The following is a 17700-nucleotide window of genomic DNA, read 5'->3' as shown; positions in this document are numbered from 1 at the left end:
TTTTTTTTAAATGTTAACAGTTTACTGAATAAATCAATTCAATTCTTTTTTTGCACCTTATGTAATTTATATATTTGCGGGTGAATAATTTTAAATAGTACGATCATTAAAACAGTAAAAGATAATCAAAATCAAGAGTGGGATTCAGTAATACAATCACAAAGTTCACTTTTTGATTTACGTATTAAAGAATTATGGCACTATAGAGATTTACTTGCGCTTTTTGTAAAGCGTGACTTTGTAACTGTTTATAAACAAACAATACTTGGTCCATTATGGTTTTTTATACAGCCTATTTTGACGACCATCACTTTTACGATTATTTTCGGGAATATTGCCCAACTTTCAACAGATGGCGCTCCTAAAGTAGTGTTTTATATGGCGGGAATTACGTTGTGGAATTATTTTTCAAGTTGCTTAACTACGGTTTCAGGCGTTTTCAATTCTAATGCTAGTATTTTTGGTAAGGTATATTTTCCGCGATTAATAATGCCATTAACTATAGTGATTTCTAATTTAATGAAATTTGGCGTACAGTATTTACTTTTTATTTGTTTTGTGGTATATTATGCTTTGCAAGGTCAAATAAAACCTAATCTTTGGATTTTACTAACGCCCTATATTATTCTATTAATGGCACTAATAGCCATGGGAGTCGGACTGATTTTATCCTCTATGACTACTAAATATAAAGATCTAAACCAACTTATAACTTTCGGCGTACAATTGTTTATGTATGCCACGCCGGTTATTTATCCTAGTTCATCCGTTCCTGAAAAGTACGCTTGGATAATTAACTTGAATCCATTAGTTGGATTGTTTGATTATATGCGGTATGCCTATTTAGGTGTAGGAAATTTTAGTTGGGATTTGTTAATTTATCCATCGCTTTTTGCTGTTGGAATAGTAGCAATTGGAGTATTAGTTTTTAATAAAGTGCAAAAAAACTTTATGGATACGGTCTAAAACAGAAAATTGAATATTTTTAAAATAAATGAGTAGAGTAGTAATAAAAGCCGAGAATATTTCAAAACAATACCGATTAGGACTTGTAGGAACAGGAACTATTCGAGATGATTTGAAGCGATGGTGGCACAATATTCAAGGTAAAGAGGATCCATTTTTAAAAATTGGTGAAGCTAACGACCGCTCAAGTAGGGGCAAAAGCGATTACGTTTGGTCGCTGCAAGACGTAAATTTTGAAATAAATCAGGGAGATTCCGTTGGAATAATTGGACGTAATGGAGCAGGAAAAAGTACTTTATTAAAAATTTTAAGTCAAGTAACTCAGCCCACAACGGGAAAAATTTACACGAAAGGTCGAATAGCCTCTTTATTAGAAGTTGGTACTGGTTTTCATCCCGAAATGACAGGAAGAGAGAACATTTATTTGAACGGCGCTATACTTGGCATGCGTAAGCATGAAATTACTCGTAAATTTGATGAAATAGTTGCTTTTTCAGGTGTTGAACGGTATATTGACACGCCCGTAAAACGGTACTCATCAGGAATGTATGTTAGATTAGCTTTTGCTGTTGCTGCGCATTTGGAATCCGAGATTTTAATAGTAGACGAAGTGTTGGCTGTGGGTGATGCCGAATTTCAAAAGAAATGCTTGGGTAAGATGAACGACGTGAGTAAAGGAGAAGGTCGAACCGTATTATTTGTTAGTCATAATATGGGTGCTGTAAAGAATTTGTGCAGTAGAGGAATTGTTTTAGAACATGGTAAGGTAGTTTTTGATGGAGGGGTAGAGGATTCTCTAAATAAATATATTTCAATTGATCAATTGGATGATGTCAATCCTAAAAGTTTTGATAAAAATTCAACTACTTTTGGTAATGCGGTCGTTAGATTAAATGCAGTAGAAATTATATCAACCTTAAATGAAGTTTATTATACTATTAATGAAGAATTAATAGTTAAAATTGACTTCTCTGTTTTTAAAAATATAGATAATTTTAATTTAGCCATAAATTTTAAATCGTTAGTAGATGATGCAATAATATTTAGTCAAATAACTTCAGTTAAATTCACAGAAAAAGGCGAGTATGTTTCTAAATTAGTTTTGCCGGCCAATTTTTTAAATAGTAAATTATACTCAATTGATTTACATTTTGTAAGTAACAGTACGTCACTATTAACCATTACTAATATTATTAATTTGGATGTGGCCGATTTTAGGGAAGGAATTAATTATTATGGTGAGTGGGCCGGTTATGTGAGACCATCACTTCAATTCGATTTTGGCAATAAAAATTCAATTATATATTAAAACTCAATATTAAATAAAATGATACAAAAGATTTTTAACTTATTAAAAAGTAAATCAAAAGACCAAGTTTTAAGTGATACAATTAAAAAAATACATTCTTTAATTCCACAAGATTTTGGAGGTGGATGTAGCCACGAGAAGGCATTTTTAATGAGTTTAGTGATTAAAGAATTTAAATTAAAGGCGACAGCAGATATTGGCGTTTACAGAGGACGTTCCTTTTTTCCTCAAGCAATTGCCCACAAGATGTTTTCAGATGGTATTGTTTACGGAATAGATCCATATAGTAACATGGATGCTGTACAAAATGACAGACCCGATTTGCAAAAAGAATTAGATAATTTCATAACTGTAACGGATTTCCAAAAATTATTTGAAGGTGTTTCCAAAATTATAGTGGATAATAATTACCAAAATAATGGTAAATTAGTTAGAAAAAAATCATCCGATGCCGTAGTAGAATTTAAAAATAATAATACAAAGTTCGGATTAGTGCATATCGATGGGAATCATGATACCAAGTTTGTTATGGAAGATATAGAGAACTATTTTCCATTATTGGCGGAAAAAAGTTTTATTGTTTTAGATGATATTTCGTGGGATTCTGTGGCACCTGCCTATTCGCTATTAAAAAATAAAATGACTTTTATTGATGAATTCATTGATAGTAGTAATGATTTTGCCCTTTTTGGAAAAGGATTAACGGAGGAGGAATTAAATAGTCTTAAATTGATTTTTTTAAAAGTGAAAAATAAAGACTCATAAAAAGAATCACATGTTTAATGTTGAGAAAGGGTGTAAAAGAGCATTTTTTATTTTACAGAAAATAATAAAAAGGAAAGATTATTATTATTTTAAAGGATTAAAAAAAAATGATTTAATAATTTATGATGATATCTTCCCTCATCCTGTTTCTGGTTTTCGATTGGAAGAGCTTACCGTGCTGCTTACAGAATTTGAGAAATCAAAAATAATTATTAGCTCAAAATCATATTCAGTATTAAAATCATCCATTTCTGATAATAAAAAGCACATTGAAACATTTGTCCACTCCAATAAGGATTTTAAAAGAAAACTCCTTTTTAGAAAAGGATTAATAAATATAAATGCAAAACTATTTTATTGCATTTTTATTAATAACATCTATGAAAATTTATATTGGTTAGAAAAGTATAACATCCCATTCGTTTTCACACTTTATCCAGGCGGAGGTTTTCAAATGAATGATGAATTGACCAATTCTAAATTGAAAAGAGTTCTTTCGTCTACACTGTTTCGGAAAGTTATTGTGACTCAATCAATCACTAGAGACTACTTATTGAAAAATGATTTTTGCAACCAAGATAAAATTGAATTTATTTTTGGATGCGTCGTTCCTCAAAATTCTTTAATCAAAAATTTAGCCTCTAAAAAATATTATTCCCAAGGTAAAAGCACACTTGATATCTGTTTTTGCGCAGCAAAGTATATGCCTAAAGGTATTGATAAAGGGTATGATGTCTTTATAGAAGTAGCGCATGCGTTAAGCAAAAAATGCGATTTTGTCCAATTTCATGTGATTGGAGACTTCGACCAAAATGATATTGATGTTTCAGAAATAAAAGAGAACATAACATTTTATGGATATCAAAATTTTGATGAATTAGGCAGAACATTTCAAAAAATAGATATTATTATTTCACCTAATAAGCCATTTGCTCTCGATGTCGGCTCTTTTGATGGCTTTCCTTTAGGAACTGTTGTTGAGGCAGCGCTAAATGGAGTGATGGTTTTGCTAAGTGATGAATTACATCAAAACACTACATTTGTAAATAACGATCAATTGGTAATTATTAAAAGCGATAGTAAATCTATAGAAAATGTAATGCTTACTTTAATTGAGAATCCAAATAAAATAATTGAAATTGCTATTAACGGTAGAATTAAGTTTCAAGAGGTCTATTCCAATAAAGTTCAAATGAAGCCTCGAATTGAACTACTTAAACAGTATATAAATTAATCATGATCAACGTAACCAAAACTTTTCTTCCACCCATTGAAGAATATCAACTACAAGTGCAGCGTGCTTGGGATAACGCTTGGCTTACCAATCGTGGCGAACTTATTCTTGAACTTGAGGAAAAGCTTAAAAGTTATTTAAATAGTGATAACATAATCATAACTAATAATGGAACCATTCCATTACAAATCGCCCTTAAATTACTAGCTAATAACGGTGAAGTAATTACAACACCCTTCAGTTATGTTGCTACTACGGCAGCTATACTGTGGGAAAATTGCACGCCTGTTTTTGTAGATATTGATGAAGAGTATCTGACTATAGACGAAACTAAAATTGAAGCAGCAATTACTGAAAAAACAACCGCAATTCTAGCAACACACGTTTTTGGGAATCCTTGTAACATTGAAGCTATTGAAGCTTTAGCGGTCAAACATAAACTTAAAGTAATTTATGATGCGGCACACGCTTTTGGGGTTAAATACAACGGACAATCTATTTTCGACTTTGGTGATGTGAGTACTTGTAGTTTTCATGCTACTAAATTATTTCACACTGCTGAAGGTGGCGCCATGTTCTCCAAAGATAAAACTTTGTTACAACAGCTTTTTTATAGTCATAATTTTGGACATAATGGTTCGCTTGATTTTCATGGCTTGGGAATTAACGGTAAGGTTTCAGAACTACAAGGCGCGATGGGTCTAGCCGTTTTTCCTTATATGGATCACATCATTTCCGAACGTAAAAAAGTAGTTGATTTTTATACAGATAATCTTGATTTCAGCTTGGTCAAACCAATTAAATTAAGAGAAAATACCGAATGGAATTACAGTTATTATCCTGTTGTTTTTGATTCGGAAGAAAAACTACTTGAAGTACAAAAAGTATTGAATAACAACCAAATATTTCCAAGACGCTATTTCTATCCTTCTTTAAATAGGATAAAATTTGTTAATGGAAGCCCAATGCCTATTTCGGAAAGTATTGCTTCTCGAATTTTATGTTTGCCATTGTATGTAGGTTTAGAAGAAAATGAATTGAACCTAATTGTTTCACTGCTAAATTCTTGTGAATGATCATAATTGGAGCCAAAGGATTTGCCAAAGAGGTATTGGAAGTAGTACATCAATTAAACCAACTTGAAAATGTAGTTTTTTACGATGATGTAACTACTGATGCACCTAAATTTTTATATGAAAAATTTAAAGTAGTGACAACTTTAAAAGAGGCGCAAGTTTATTTTAAAGACGTAGATTCTCGCTTCACTATCGGTATCGGTAATCCTGTTTTAAGAAAACAATTATTTGATAAGTTTAGTGCAATTGGAGGTGAATATTGCGCTACGATAAGTCCGCAAGCAACAGTTGGTTCGTATGAAGTTTCGATTGGCCAAGGATCAAATGTTCTTTCAGGAGCTATATTTTCTAATAGTGTAAAAATAGGTTTGGGATGTATTGTCTACTATAATTCAATAATTACGCACGATTGTATAATTGGAGATTTTGTAGAAATTTCACCAAGCGTAACCATTTTAGGAAGAGTAAAAATTGATTCTTACACACAAATTGGGGCAAACGCCACTATATTGCCAGATGTGGTAATTGGAAAAAATGTAATTGTTGGAGCCGGTTCTGTAGTCACAAAAAATCTTCCAGATAATTGTGTAGCGTTTGGGATTCCTGCCAAAATTATTAAACAATTAGCTCCACTGGAATTTTAAAATGAAAGAATCTCTAAAAGTCAGCATTTGCATGATTACTTATGGTCATGAAAATTTTATTGAAGAGGCTATAAATGGTGTCTTGATGCAAGAGTGTGATTTTGAAATAGAATTAATTATTTCTAATGATTGTTCTCCCGACAAAACAGATGCTGTTATCCAAAAAATTTTAAAAACCCATCCAAAAGCTTCTACTATAAATTATATAAATCAAGAAAATAATTTAGGCATTGCCGCCAATTTTATTTTTACTTTAGAACAATGTAATGGAAAATACATAGCCATTTGTGAAGGGGATGATTATTGGATAGATCCATTAAAACTGCAAAAACAAGTTGACTTTCTGGAAACAAATGAGGATTATTTAATCCACAGTGGGAATGCAATTCTACTGTCTTCAGATTTAAGTAGAGAAACACTAATTAAAGATAACGTTGATTCCACATTTGTCTTAGAAGATTTTTTATCAAATAATAATCTGATTACTTGTACCGTTATGTTTCGTAACCAGAAATTCCATATTCCAGAAATTTTTAATAAGATTACTTTTTTGGATTGGTTTTTATATGTGATTTTGATGAAAAACGGCAGATTAAAAGCGTATAGATCTGTAGAAATTTATTCGATTTATAGAGTTCAAAATTCTGGAGTTATGATAAATCTTAGTGAGTTAAATAGCTGTAACACGCACATCTTTCAAATTATTTCGATTCATAATTATCTCGGAATAAATAAGATAAAAGGTAAGGCAAGAGAAAAATTAAATTACTATTTTAATACAAGGTATAATCTAGTTTTAAAAGAAAAAAAGTATGTTGAAACATTAAAGATTGTTTGTACTAATTTTCAGTATTGTAAATTTAAAACCCCTCTTAGGAAATACCTAAGTGATTTAAAACTGCACTTTTTTGTTAATTAAAAATATGAATCCAAGAATCTCTATCATCGTTCCCTGTTATATGCAAGCTCAATATCTGGGAGAAGCTTTGCAGTCGGTCTACGAGCAGAGCTTTCAAGAATGGGAGTGCATCATTGTAAACGATGGATCACTCGATAATACGGAGGAAGTTGCTCAAAAATGGGTAAATAGAGATTCGAGATTTACCTATTTGAGTAAAGAAAACGGAGGATTGTCCAGCGCACGTAATTTTGGAATAAGCCATTCTTCAGGAGAATTTATTTTGCCTCTTGATGCCGATGATTATATTTCTAAGAACTATGTTGCAGATGCACTACATTCTTTTGCACAAGATGCTTCCCTTAAACTGGTCTATTGTAAAGCAGAAAAATTTGGTAGTCAAAGCGGATTGTGGAAATTACCTATTTTTTCTTTGTCCAATTTAAGCAAAAATAACATGATCTTTTGTAGTGCAGTTTTTAAAAAATCGGATTGGAATTCGGTTGGTGGCTACGATGTAAAAATGAATCATGGCTGGGAAGATTGGGAATTTTGGATCTCTTTGCTTAAAAATGGTGGAAATGTAAAACAATTGGAAACTATCGGATTTTATTACAGAGTGAAAGAAGTTTCGATGGTAAAGCAATTGGATCAGCCCAAAAAAGAAGCATTATTACAGTACATGAGCATCAAACACAGTGAATTTTATGTAAAACAATTAGGCTCATACAAAAAACTAAATGATGATGTAGAGAACACCAAAGACGAATTTAAAAGGATACTTAAAAGTAAAAAATTTGTTTGCGACTTGTTCTTTAAAACTTTTTTTGGATTTACACTTTTCGGAAAATATAAGAAGCAATGATGGTCAAGTTAGCAATTGTAATCCCATATTTCAAAGTAACGTATTTTGAAGATACTTTAGCTTCTTTGGCAAATCAAACGGATAAGCGTTTTAAAGTGTACATCGGCAATGATGCAAGCCCTGAAAATCCAACACAATTATTGGAAAAGTTTCAAGGCAAATTTGATTTTTCATATCAGTATTTTGAACAAAACTTAGGCGGTATTTCTTTAGCCAAACAATGGGAACGCTGTATTGACCTGTGTGAGAATGAAGAATGGATCATGATATTAGGAGATGATGATGTTTTAGGAACTACCGCTGTGGCGTCTTTCTACAGCCATTTTACCGCATTTGAATATAAAACAAATGTTATTCGTTTTGCAACCAAAAAAATTTTCGAAAGAGAAATTCAAGAGAATGTAATTTTTATGCATCCGGTATGGGAATCGGCAACAGCTGCTTTCTACAGAAAATTTAATAAAACGTCGAGAAGTTCTCTTTCGGAATATATTTTTTCCAAAAAAGCATACGAAAAATTTAAATTTCACAACTATCCTTTAGCGTGGAATAGTGATGATCGGGCTTGGCTCGACTTTTCAGAGGACAAACTTATATATTCTATCAATGAAAGTGTAGTCTATTTTAGATTATCGGAGGCAAATATTTCTGGAAAAAATGATAATGTTAGATTAAAAAACAAATCTGAAATTGAATTTTATAGGTTTATGGTTTATCATAAATTAAATTATTATAACAATGAAGAAAAATTACGGCTTTTAAGAAGATATCAAGCAGAATTACGAAGATTTAGAAGTTTGAAAATTTCTGAATTTTTTATCTTTCTTTTCTTTTATTTGAAACACATTAATAGTAATTGGGTTATTAAGTTCTTTAAAAAGATAGTTCACAAATTCAAAAAACACTGATGATGAGTGCACCTAAAGTGTCTATAATAATGGCAACCTACAATAGGGCAGATTACATTGTAGAATCCCTACTAGCGATACAAAATCAAACGTTTGATAGTTGGGAATGTATCATTATTGATGATGGTGGTTCCGATAATACTCTAGAAGTTATAACACCACTCTTAGAGAAAGATAGTAGATTTAACTTTTACAAACGAACTGATAAGTACATAAAAGGATTACCAGGCTGTCGAAATTTTGGAATAGATTTAGCCCAAGGCGATTGTATTATTTTTTTTGATGATGATGATATTCCTCATCCACAAAATTTAGAGCTTTGTGTTAAAGAATTAACGGATAATACTATTTATTTCTGTCGCTATATTCGAGAGGTGTTTTTTGATGATTTTGACTATAAATTTGATTATTCAAAGCAATACACTACTTTTAGTATAGATAAGAATGATGTTGAAAAAATGCTAAAAAATGAACTTCCATTTAATTCTTGTGCCGTAATGTGGAAGAAAGAATGTTTCGAAAAAAATAGGTTTATCGAAACCTTAATGTATGCAGAAGAATGGGAACTATATTCCAGAATAGTGTCTTCGGGTTACAACGGAATATCTATTGATAAATGTCTGTTCTACGGAAGAAAACATCAAAATTCCAACACAGGTGAATTTTATAATGATAATCCAATACGACGTAAATCGTATGTGGACGCCATTTTGAATGTCATTGAAAATCTAAAAGATAAAAATTTACTGTCCAATTCTATTATTCGATACTTCTTGCTAGTGGCACTTAATTTTAAAGAATTTAGTTTATCAAAAAAAATAATCACATCTTTGGAATTATCAACTTTTCAAAGGATTAAATGGGTTGTTTTGTATAATTTTTGGGGAATAAAAAAACCAGTATATCGAATTAAAAAGAAGTTATTAAAAAAATAAAAACACAATGAAGTTTCTAATTGTTGAGCAAGATTTAAGAGTTTCAGGAACTAGTCAAGGAATAATTTCTCGGTCTTTTTTGGCAAAATTAAGAGTAGCGTATCCCAACTCCATAATTGATGTAGTGTATCTAAAAACGGTTGATAGTGACGATCAATTGCATTTACTACCTGTTAATTCTATTGAATCGCATCTAATTAAAACTAAAGTTCCGTTCTACAAAGTTCTCGCTAACAAATTCCATTGGAGGGTTTTTCATAGGTCATTGAATCTGGATCATATCAACAAATTGTATGCGCATCACATTTCAAAAATTGATTATAAAAAGTACGATCATATCTTTATTAGAAGTGCTGGTTTAGCCCATGAAACGATATTAGGCTCAAAAGATTTACCAATTCTAAAAAAAGCCATCGTTAATTTTCACGATCCTTATCCGCTATTTTGGTATGTCGGTTCTAATAAAAAGTTGACAAATCTTCAGATGTATCAAATGAAAGAAATGTATAATGTGGTTTCTCAAGCTAAAACGTGCACGAGTTCGGCTCATTATATGTCAAATGATTTGGAGTTTTTATATGGAACCAAAAAGAAATTTTTTACGCTTCCACACCAATACGTTGAAGGTGTATTTGATTTAAGCGACAATAAACAAATAGTCCAAAAGAATAAAAAAATGACCATTTTGTATCATGGCGCAATTCAATTTGGAAGAAATATAGAAATTCTTCTTGATGCTTATAAAGAACTAGTTGAAAGTAATTCTATTTATAAAGAAAATACTGAATTTGTACTTCGATTAAAAGGAGTCAATTTGAAACAACTAGCTAAAAAATATGAGCAAATTTCAAACATAATTATTTTGGAAACCTTAAATTTTTCAAATTCGTGTTTTGAACAAAAATATTGCGCCGACATCAATGTAATTTTAGAAAATGGCCCTTTATACTGTAATATCTTAGTAGGCAAAGCACCTTTTCTGTCGGCATTAAAAAAACCAATATTCTCGCTTTCACCAGAAAGAAGCGAACTCAGAAATATCATCACGGATGCTAGATTTATTGCAAATAGCAACGATAAACTTGAAATAAAAACGAAGCTAGAGAATCTAATCTTAAATCGGTTAGAAACAAACGAAGAAGTCTTTCCTTTTGGCGATTTTTTTAGCGATGAAAATTTCGCAAAATCAGTAAACGAAATTTTATCAAATTAATTTCTCCAAAAGCCTTTTCAAAAATTCGAATTCGTTATTTTTACTGCTTTCTCAATATTTAAAAATGAATAACAAACCCTATTTAATAGCCGAAATTGCTCAAGCTCATGATGGAAGTTTGGGAATTCTGCATTCTTATATTGATGCCGTTGCAAAAACTGGTGTTCAAGCGATTAAATTTCAAATGCACATTGCCGAAGCCGAAAGTAGCATCCATGAACCGTTTCGAATTAAATTTTCTAAAGAAGATGCTACGCGTTACGAGTATTGGAAACGCATGGAATTTACGATCGAACAATGGAAACAAATTAAACAGCATTGTGACGAAGTTGGTTTGGATTTTATCTGTTCCCCTTTTAGTAATATGGCGGTTGATTGGTTAGAAGAAGTTGGAGTTCATACATATAAAATTGGCTCGGGAGAAGTAATGAATTTATTGCTTTTAGAAAAAGTCACGCAAACAGGAAAACCTATAATCATCTCCTCAGGAATGAGTAATTATTCTGAATTAGATGAAACGGTCAACTTCCTGAAAGGTAAAAATACCAAATTTTCTATTTTGCAATGCACGACGGCTTATCCAACGCAACCAGAACAATACGGATTGAATGTAATCCAGGAATTGAAAGAGCGTTATAAAGTTCCTGTAGGTTTTTCGGATCACTCGTCTTGGGTGTCCACAGGAATTGCTGCCGTTGCACTTGGTGCAGCAATTTTAGAATTTCACGTAGTGTTCCACAAAGAAATGTTTGGACCAGATACAGCAGCTTCATTGACTATAATGCAAACCAAACTACTAGTGGAAGCGGTAAATAAAATCCATTGTGCCCAAAATAATCCTATTGACAAGAATACGAATGAGAATTTCAAAGAGTTGAAAGCTATTTTTGAAAAATCATTAGCCATAAATAAAGAGTTGCCAAAAGGACATATTATTACTTTCGACGATTTAGAAAGTAAAAAACCCAGCGGTTTTGGAATTTCTGCAAAGCAGTTTAAAAATGTGATTGGTAAAAAACTGACCAATAATAAAACGAAGTGGGATTTTTTAAATGAAGATGATTTAGAATGAATACACAAAGAAAAATAGCTGTTGTTATTACAGCCAGACCATCCTACAGTCGCGTTAAAACCGTTTTAACTGCGATTAAAAATCATCCCGAGTTGGAGTTACAGCTTATCATTGCGGCCTCTGCCTTGCTTGAACGATATGGAAGTGCTGTGAACTACATCGAAAAAGACGGATTTGAAATTGCGGCGAAAGTGTTCAATGTATTGGAAGGTGAAAATCTAACTGCTGCTGCAAAAACTACGGGAATTGGAATTCTTGAATTATCCACTGTTTTTGATAATCTTCGTCCAGATATTGTAGTGACCGTTGCTGACCGTTTTGAAACGATGGCAACCGCTATTTCGGCTTCCTATATGAACATTCCTTTGGCTCACATTCAGGGCGGTGAAGTAACTGGAAATATTGATGAAAAAGTACGCCATTCCATTACCAAATTAGCAGATTATCATTTTGTAGCTTCTGAAAATGCCAAAAAAAGAGTAATCCAATTAGGTGAAAATCCGAATATGGTTTTTAATACAGGATGTCCTTCAATTGATATCGCTCAAGAAGTGGCCAAAAACACGAAACTGACTTTCAATCCTTATGAAAAATACGGTGGAGTAGGCTCACAACCTGATTTGAGTAACGGATATATTGTTGTAATGCAGCATCCTGTAACGAATGAATATCAGGATTCAAGAAAACATATCGAATCGACTTTAAGAGCCATTCAGAAATTAAATAAACCTACGCTATGGTTTTGGCCAAATGTGGATGCAGGAGCCGATGGAACTTCTTCGGGAATTCGCTCTTTCCGTGAAAAATTTAAGATGGAAAATATTCATTTTTTCAAAAATATGGAAGGTGATGATTTTCTAAATTTATTAAATAATTCCCTTTGTTTAATTGGAAATTCCAGTGTGGGAATTCGCGAATGTGCATATTTAGGTGTTCCTGTTGTCAATATTGGTTCGCGTCAAAATCGTCGTGATAGAGGCGGAAATGTTGTAGATGTCGACTACGAAGAAATAGCTATTATAAATGCCGTTGAAATGCTTAGTAAAGAAAATAAAAGAATAACATCGGATGTGTATGGCGGAGGAAATGCAGGAAAAAACATTGCTAAATTATTAAAAGAATTACCACTTCAATTTCATAAAACAATTACCTATTAAGATATGGATTTAAATAAAAAAGCAGAAGAAACTTATTCTAAATTTTCATCTATTGATGGGAATCAAAATATAGCAAATGAATACGCACTCAAATGCATTTTAGGGTTAATTGAAACGTTTAAAATAAAAAATGTATTAGAAGTTGGAATCGGAATTGGATGCATAGCCGATGCAATTTTAGAATATTCACCAACTATAGAATACACTGCAACAGAAGCAAATGAATTTTGTTTGAATGCCATCCAAAAAAATATAGCACAAATTAATCGAATCAGTTTATATGCTGATTTGTCTCAAATTCCTGAAGGTAAAACGTATGATTTAATTATTATAGATGGAACAGATGAGTCGTTGGAAGAAGTAAAAAGAATGTGTACGGAGAATTCTGTAATTTTTATTGAAGGTGGAAGATCACTTCAGTTGAAAATGTTGAAATCACTTTTTCAAACTGTCTTGCATACGGAAATGATAAGTAATTACAAAAATCCAAATTACGGACCTTTTTCGGCTGAAAACTGGAGTGGAGGAGGTCAATTAATATTTCCCTATCCAAATAACAAAATGAAATTATTTTACTTCATTGAAAAAATAAGAACTTATTTGAAAAGAAAATATAGAAATTTTAAAAACTAATTATGAGATTTTTAGCTGTAATTCCCGCACGTGGTGGTTCAAAAGGGGTTCCCAAAAAGAATAGTAAACTTTTGGGCAAATTGCCTTTGATTGAATACACGATAAATGCAGCTAAAGATTCTAAATTACTAACGCAAACACTTGTTTCAACCGACGATCAAGAAATTGCCATTCTTGCTGAGATTTGTGGTTATAAACCTCCATTTTTAAGACCTGCAGCATTAGCTCAAGATACTTCAACATCGCTTGAAGTAGTCCAACACGCTATTGCTTACTTCGAATCGCAGCATCTATTTTTTGATGCAGTTTGTTTGTTACAACCTACTAATCCGTTTAGGGAAAAAGGCAGCATTGATAAAGCTATAGAAAGGTTTATTCGTTCCAGCGCTGATAGCTTGGTAAGCGTTTTGGAAATTCCTCACGAATATAATCCACATTGGGCCTTTGAAGAAAATGAAAATGGCTTTTTGAAAATGGCTACTGGAGAGCAACAAATAATTTCGAGAAGACAAGATTTACCTAAAGCGTTTCACCGTGATGGATCAATTTATATTACCAAAACGGAAGTGATTAAAAATGGTTCCCTTTACGGGAAATCCATCGCTTTTATAGAAAGTAATCCTAAATTCCATGTCAATATTGATACCATGGAAGATTGGGAAACTGCCGAAAAAATACTCACTCAAATCAACTGGTAAGATGTGTGGAATTGCAGGAATTATTGGTTCAAATGCTCAAAAACAAAGTATTAGTCAAATGCTGGAAGCGCAAAAGCACCGAGGTCCAGATTTTATGGATTTTTTTTTAGAACCTAATAAAATTGCGCTTGGTCATAATCGGTTGAGTATAATCGACTTGTCAAGCAATGCAAACCAGCCTTTTACAAGTGATTGCGGCAATTTTGTGCTGGTTTACAATGGTGAGATTTACAATTATATTGAGTTAAAAAAAGAACTTCAGTCTAAATATCAATTCAAAACGCAATCTGACACGGAAGTGTTGCTGAATGCCTATAAAGAATGGGGCAACAAATGTCTAGATAAATTTAACGGAATGTTTGCTTTTGCCATTTGGGACAAAAAAGCGCAATCCCTTTTTGCAGCTCGCGACCGCTTTGGCGTAAAACCGTTCTATTACTTTTTTGATCATGCGAATTTTTATTTTGCTTCCGAAATTAAAACCATTTTAGAGAGTGGCGTTAGAAAAGTTCCTAACGAAAAGGTTTGGGGTAGTTTTTTTTTGGAAGGCAGTTACGGTATGCCCAATGAAACTTTTTGGCAAAATATACAACAGTTGCCAGGAGGTCATTACTTAACGCTACACAATAGTTCACTTCAAATTGAAAAATGGTATTCGTTTGAAAACAGAACTAAGTTGTTATTCAACCAATTTGATAAAAACGAAGAAGAATATATTACCCATCTACTTTTAAAAGCGATTAATTTACGTTTCAGAGCGGATGTTCCAATAGGATTTAATCTTAGCGGAGGTCTCGATTCGAGTACGTTATTAGCCTTGATTGATCAGCAGAATATTGACAAATCAACCGTTGAAGCATTTACTTTTATAACCAATGACGACCGATATGATGAACTGAAATGGGTGAAGTCTATGTTGGAAAATAGACCATTTCACCTTAATGTTTGCGCTCTTTCTGCAAATGAAGTTCCCGAACTTTCATTACAAATGGCACAACACCAAATGGAACCTTATGGTGGGATTCCAACGATTGCGTATGCTAAATTATTTCAATCGGCAAGACAAAAAGGAGTAAAAGTATTGCTTGATGGTCAAGGTTCAGATGAAGCATGGGCTGGATATGATTATTACATCAATAATTCTCAAAATACTATTCAAGGTGTTACTAATTCGCCTTTAAGAAGCAATGTCCTAAATGCTGATTTTGCAAGAAGTTATACTAAAGCGGCTTACCCAAAACCATTTGACGACAATTTATTAAATCTTCAATATAGAGATTTATTTTACACTAAAATTCCGCGTGCTTTGCGCTTCAATGATCGAGTTTCTATGCTTTATGGTACAGAATTGCGTGAGCCGTTTTTAGATTATGAATTGGTTGAATATGTTTTTAGTCGTCCAACCGATTTTAAAATTAAAAACGGAGTTCAAAAATGGATGCTGCGTAAAATTGCAGAACAGTTTTTACAAAAAGAGCTAGTTTTAGCGCCAAAGCGTCCGTTACAAACCCCGCAACGTGAATGGCTTTCGGAAGATTTAAAAGATTGGGTTAGGGCAGAAGTCGAAAGGTTATATGATAATAACTGGTTTACTAAGAAAGCATTAGAAACCGAACTGAATTTATTTTTTAACGGAGATAATCAAAGCAGTTTTCATATTTGGCAATGGATTAATGCTGCACAATTACTAAAATAATATTCTGAAAAACGATAACCTCGATTTCCTGGAATAGCAAAATTTGACTATTGGTCTTTAGTAAAGTTTTATTATTCAATAGTTATTCTTTATTTTCCTCAATAAAACAATATATTTGGCGATTAAATTGTAGTTTCTTTAATGCAGAACAATAAAATACTTATACTTCTTCCTGACGGTATTGGCCTTAAAAATTTTGCCTTTACTAGTTTTTATGAACTTGGACTTGAGAAAGGATTTGATATTAAATTTTGGAATAATACGCCGTTCGATTTACGAAAATTAGGCATTAATGAAATTCCGATAAAATACGCAAAAGCTCATCCCTTAACAGATGTGTTAAAAATTGCTCAAACGCGTATCGAATTATCCCAAAATATCAAAAGAACAAAAGATGAAGTTTATGATTACTATCGCTTTAAAAGTCGAAATAGAGGCTTAAAAGAATTTATAAAAAGTGTTGTAGTCAGTACTTTAATTCTAAGAAATAATTCTAAAAACGGACTCGTAAGAATCAGAAAATCGATTGCAAGACAAGAGCGAAAAACCAAACTGTACTTTGACAGTTTAGCAACGCTTGAAAAAGAAAAACCAGGAATGGTATTTTGTACTAATCAAAGAATAATGCTTGGAGTGGCACCCATCTTAGCTGCTCAAGATTTAGGAATTCCAACAGCAACGTTTATTTTTTCTTGGGACAATTTACCCAAAGGAACAAAAATTATTGAAACCGATTTCTATTTTGTTTGGAGTGAACACATGAAAAGTGAATTGCAGTTTTACTATCCTTATATTGCAGAAAATCAAATAAAAGTCACTGGTACTCCACAGTTTGAAGGTCATTTTCAAAAAGATGTTATAATTTCTAAGGAAGCATTTTTTAAACAGCACACTTTAGATCGTGATAAAAAATACATTTGTTATTCTGGTGACGATAGCACTACATCACCAAATGATCCAACCTACCTCGCAGATTTAGCCAATGCAGTTCTGGAACTTAACAAAAAAGGATATAATCTAGGAATTATTTTCAGACGATGTCCTGTCGATTTCTCTAACCGATTTGATGCTGTTTTAGCAAAATATAAAGATCTAATTACTAGCATAAATCCACAGTGGAAAAAAGTAGGGGAAGCTTGGAATACTATTTTACCGACGAAAGAAGATTTAGTCTTGCAAATGAATACCATATATTATTCAGAATTCGTTATAAATTTGGGTTCTTCAATGGTTTTTGATTTTGTAGCTTTCGATAAACCTTGTGGCTTTATTAATTATGATGTTTCCGGTGGTATAGTGCCTAATTGGACTGTAAAAAAGATATATAACTTTATTCATTTTAGATCAATGCCTTCAAATGAAGCCGTTTTTTGGATAAATAATCCAGATGAGATGGAACAAAAAATTCTCCAAATGATGAGTAATGACGCTGCTAATGTGATTAAAAAAGCTCAGAAATGGTTTGAAAAAATAAATCAACATCCACCGCAGGAAGCTTCCAAAAGGATTTGGAATGCCATAAGCGAAATTTGTAAAAAGTGATTTTTAAATAGTATGTTTACTGGACTATAAGCAATGAAATCAGTATATATAGATTTAAATTTGACTTCAAATTATATTCTAACTACTTC

The 17700-nt window shown here is 32.2% G+C and carries 17 protein-coding genes; all 17 read left to right on the top strand.

Annotated features, from left to right (window positions below; translation table 11 throughout):
- Nucleotides 1-84: 84 nt before the first annotated feature.
- Nucleotides 85-966, top strand: a complete 882-nt coding sequence (locus PSU83_RS14550; protein ID WP_363319907.1) for an ABC transporter permease — start codon at nucleotides 85-87, stop codon at nucleotides 964-966.
- A gap of 28 nt (nucleotides 967-994) precedes the next feature.
- Nucleotides 995-2275, top strand: coding sequence for an ABC transporter ATP-binding protein (locus tag PSU83_RS14545; protein WP_300590276.1), 1281 nt, complete (start codon nucleotides 995-997; stop codon nucleotides 2273-2275).
- Nucleotides 2276-2293: 18 nt separating this feature from the next.
- Complete coding sequence (locus tag PSU83_RS14540) at nucleotides 2294-3040, top strand: class I SAM-dependent methyltransferase (RefSeq protein ID WP_300590275.1); 747 nt, start codon at nucleotides 2294-2296, stop codon at nucleotides 3038-3040.
- Nucleotides 3041-3050: 10 nt separating this feature from the next.
- Complete coding sequence (locus PSU83_RS14535; RefSeq protein WP_300590274.1) at nucleotides 3051-4274, top strand: glycosyltransferase; 1224 nt, start codon at nucleotides 3051-3053, stop codon at nucleotides 4272-4274.
- 2 nt (nucleotides 4275-4276) lie between these two features.
- On the top strand, nucleotides 4277-5350 hold the full coding sequence (locus tag PSU83_RS14530; protein WP_300590273.1) for a DegT/DnrJ/EryC1/StrS family aminotransferase: 1074 nt from the start codon (nucleotides 4277-4279) through the stop codon (nucleotides 5348-5350).
- Nucleotides 5347-5994: an acetyltransferase gene (locus PSU83_RS14525; RefSeq protein WP_300590272.1), complete on the top strand. Its 648-nt coding sequence runs from the start codon at nucleotides 5347-5349 to the stop codon at nucleotides 5992-5994. The genes PSU83_RS14530 and PSU83_RS14525 overlap by 4 nt, the downstream gene beginning before the upstream one ends.
- Before the next feature lies 1 nt (nucleotide 5995).
- Nucleotides 5996-6913: a glycosyltransferase gene (locus PSU83_RS14520; protein WP_300590271.1), complete on the top strand. Its 918-nt coding sequence runs from the start codon at nucleotides 5996-5998 to the stop codon at nucleotides 6911-6913.
- 4 nt (nucleotides 6914-6917) lie between these two features.
- Nucleotides 6918-7757 carry a glycosyltransferase family A protein gene (locus tag PSU83_RS14515; RefSeq protein WP_300590270.1) on the top strand — a complete coding sequence of 280 codons (840 nt, stop codon included), beginning with the start codon at nucleotides 6918-6920 and terminating at the stop codon, nucleotides 7755-7757.
- The gene (locus tag PSU83_RS14510; protein ID WP_300590269.1) at nucleotides 7754-8665 is read left to right on the top strand and encodes a glycosyltransferase family 2 protein; all 912 of its coding nucleotides are present in this window, start codon (nucleotides 7754-7756) and stop codon (nucleotides 8663-8665) included. The genes PSU83_RS14515 and PSU83_RS14510 overlap by 4 nt, the downstream gene beginning before the upstream one ends.
- Nucleotides 8666-8667: 2 nt before the next feature.
- On the top strand, nucleotides 8668-9600 hold the full coding sequence (locus tag PSU83_RS14505) for a glycosyltransferase family 2 protein (RefSeq protein ID WP_300590268.1): 933 nt from the start codon (nucleotides 8668-8670) through the stop codon (nucleotides 9598-9600).
- Nucleotides 9601-9607: 7 nt separating this feature from the next.
- Nucleotides 9608-10813 carry a hypothetical protein gene (locus PSU83_RS14500; protein ID WP_300590267.1) on the top strand — a complete coding sequence of 402 codons (1206 nt, stop codon included), beginning with the start codon at nucleotides 9608-9610 and terminating at the stop codon, nucleotides 10811-10813.
- Between the two features lie 64 nt (nucleotides 10814-10877).
- Nucleotides 10878-11885 (top strand): N-acetylneuraminate synthase family protein, encoded by a 1008-nt coding sequence (locus tag PSU83_RS14495; protein ID WP_300590266.1) that lies wholly within the window; start codon nucleotides 10878-10880, stop codon nucleotides 11883-11885.
- Nucleotides 11882-13042 carry a UDP-N-acetylglucosamine 2-epimerase gene (gene neuC / locus PSU83_RS14490; protein WP_300590265.1) on the top strand — a complete coding sequence of 387 codons (1161 nt, stop codon included), beginning with the start codon at nucleotides 11882-11884 and terminating at the stop codon, nucleotides 13040-13042. The genes PSU83_RS14495 and neuC overlap by 4 nt, the downstream gene beginning before the upstream one ends.
- A gap of 3 nt (nucleotides 13043-13045) precedes the next feature.
- Nucleotides 13046-13675, top strand: coding sequence for a methyltransferase (locus PSU83_RS14485; protein WP_300590264.1), 630 nt, complete (start codon nucleotides 13046-13048; stop codon nucleotides 13673-13675).
- A 2-nt stretch (nucleotides 13676-13677) separates the two neighbouring features.
- A complete protein-coding gene (locus tag PSU83_RS14480) occupies nucleotides 13678-14373 on the top strand; it encodes an acylneuraminate cytidylyltransferase family protein (protein WP_300590263.1) in 696 nt (231 codons plus the stop codon).
- A gap of 1 nt (nucleotide 14374) precedes the next feature.
- The gene (gene asnB / locus PSU83_RS14475) at nucleotides 14375-16069 is read left to right on the top strand and encodes an asparagine synthase (glutamine-hydrolyzing) (protein ID WP_300590262.1); all 1695 of its coding nucleotides are present in this window, start codon (nucleotides 14375-14377) and stop codon (nucleotides 16067-16069) included.
- Between the two features lie 141 nt (nucleotides 16070-16210).
- Complete coding sequence (locus PSU83_RS14470; RefSeq protein ID WP_300590261.1) at nucleotides 16211-17611, top strand: UDP-glycosyltransferase; 1401 nt, start codon at nucleotides 16211-16213, stop codon at nucleotides 17609-17611.
- Nucleotides 17612-17700: the final 89 nt, after the last annotated feature.

The organism is Flavobacterium sp. (assembly GCF_029945805.1).
Classification (GTDB): Bacteria; Bacteroidota; Bacteroidia; order Flavobacteriales; family Flavobacteriaceae; genus Flavobacterium.
Note: the sequence above shows the minus strand (reverse complement) of the source record. Positions and strands in the feature narration are given on the sequence as shown.

Bases quoted from the DNA above. Each gene is read 5' to 3' on its own strand.
- PSU83_RS14540 (WP_300590275.1), top strand. From the start codon at position 2,294: ATGATACAAAAGATTTTTAACTTATTAAAAAGTAAATCAAAAGACCAA.
- PSU83_RS14480 (WP_300590263.1), top strand. From the start codon at position 13,678: ATGAGATTTTTAGCTGTAATTCCCGCACGTGGTGGTTCAAAAGGGGTT.
- PSU83_RS14500 (WP_300590267.1), top strand. From the start codon at position 9,608: ATGAAGTTTCTAATTGTTGAGCAAGATTTAAGAGTTTCAGGAACTAGT.
- neuC (WP_300590265.1), top strand. From the start codon at position 11,882: ATGAATACACAAAGAAAAATAGCTGTTGTTATTACAGCCAGACCATCC.
- PSU83_RS14515 (WP_300590270.1), top strand. From the start codon at position 6,918: ATGAATCCAAGAATCTCTATCATCGTTCCCTGTTATATGCAAGCTCAA.
- PSU83_RS14470 (WP_300590261.1), top strand. From the start codon at position 16,211: ATGCAGAACAATAAAATACTTATACTTCTTCCTGACGGTATTGGCCTT.
- PSU83_RS14495 (WP_300590266.1), top strand. From the start codon at position 10,878: ATGAATAACAAACCCTATTTAATAGCCGAAATTGCTCAAGCTCATGAT.
- PSU83_RS14530 (WP_300590273.1), top strand. From the start codon at position 4,277: ATGATCAACGTAACCAAAACTTTTCTTCCACCCATTGAAGAATATCAA.
- PSU83_RS14525 (WP_300590272.1), top strand. From the start codon at position 5,347: ATGATCATAATTGGAGCCAAAGGATTTGCCAAAGAGGTATTGGAAGTA.
- PSU83_RS14545 (WP_300590276.1), top strand. From the start codon at position 995: ATGAGTAGAGTAGTAATAAAAGCCGAGAATATTTCAAAACAATACCGA.
- PSU83_RS14510 (WP_300590269.1), top strand. From the start codon at position 7,754: ATGATGGTCAAGTTAGCAATTGTAATCCCATATTTCAAAGTAACGTAT.
- PSU83_RS14535 (WP_300590274.1), top strand. From the start codon at position 3,051: ATGTTTAATGTTGAGAAAGGGTGTAAAAGAGCATTTTTTATTTTACAG.
- asnB (WP_300590262.1), top strand. From the start codon at position 14,375: ATGTGTGGAATTGCAGGAATTATTGGTTCAAATGCTCAAAAACAAAGT.
- PSU83_RS14505 (WP_300590268.1), top strand. From the start codon at position 8,668: ATGAGTGCACCTAAAGTGTCTATAATAATGGCAACCTACAATAGGGCA.
- PSU83_RS14485 (WP_300590264.1), top strand. From the start codon at position 13,046: ATGGATTTAAATAAAAAAGCAGAAGAAACTTATTCTAAATTTTCATCT.
- PSU83_RS14520 (WP_300590271.1), top strand. From the start codon at position 5,996: ATGAAAGAATCTCTAAAAGTCAGCATTTGCATGATTACTTATGGTCAT.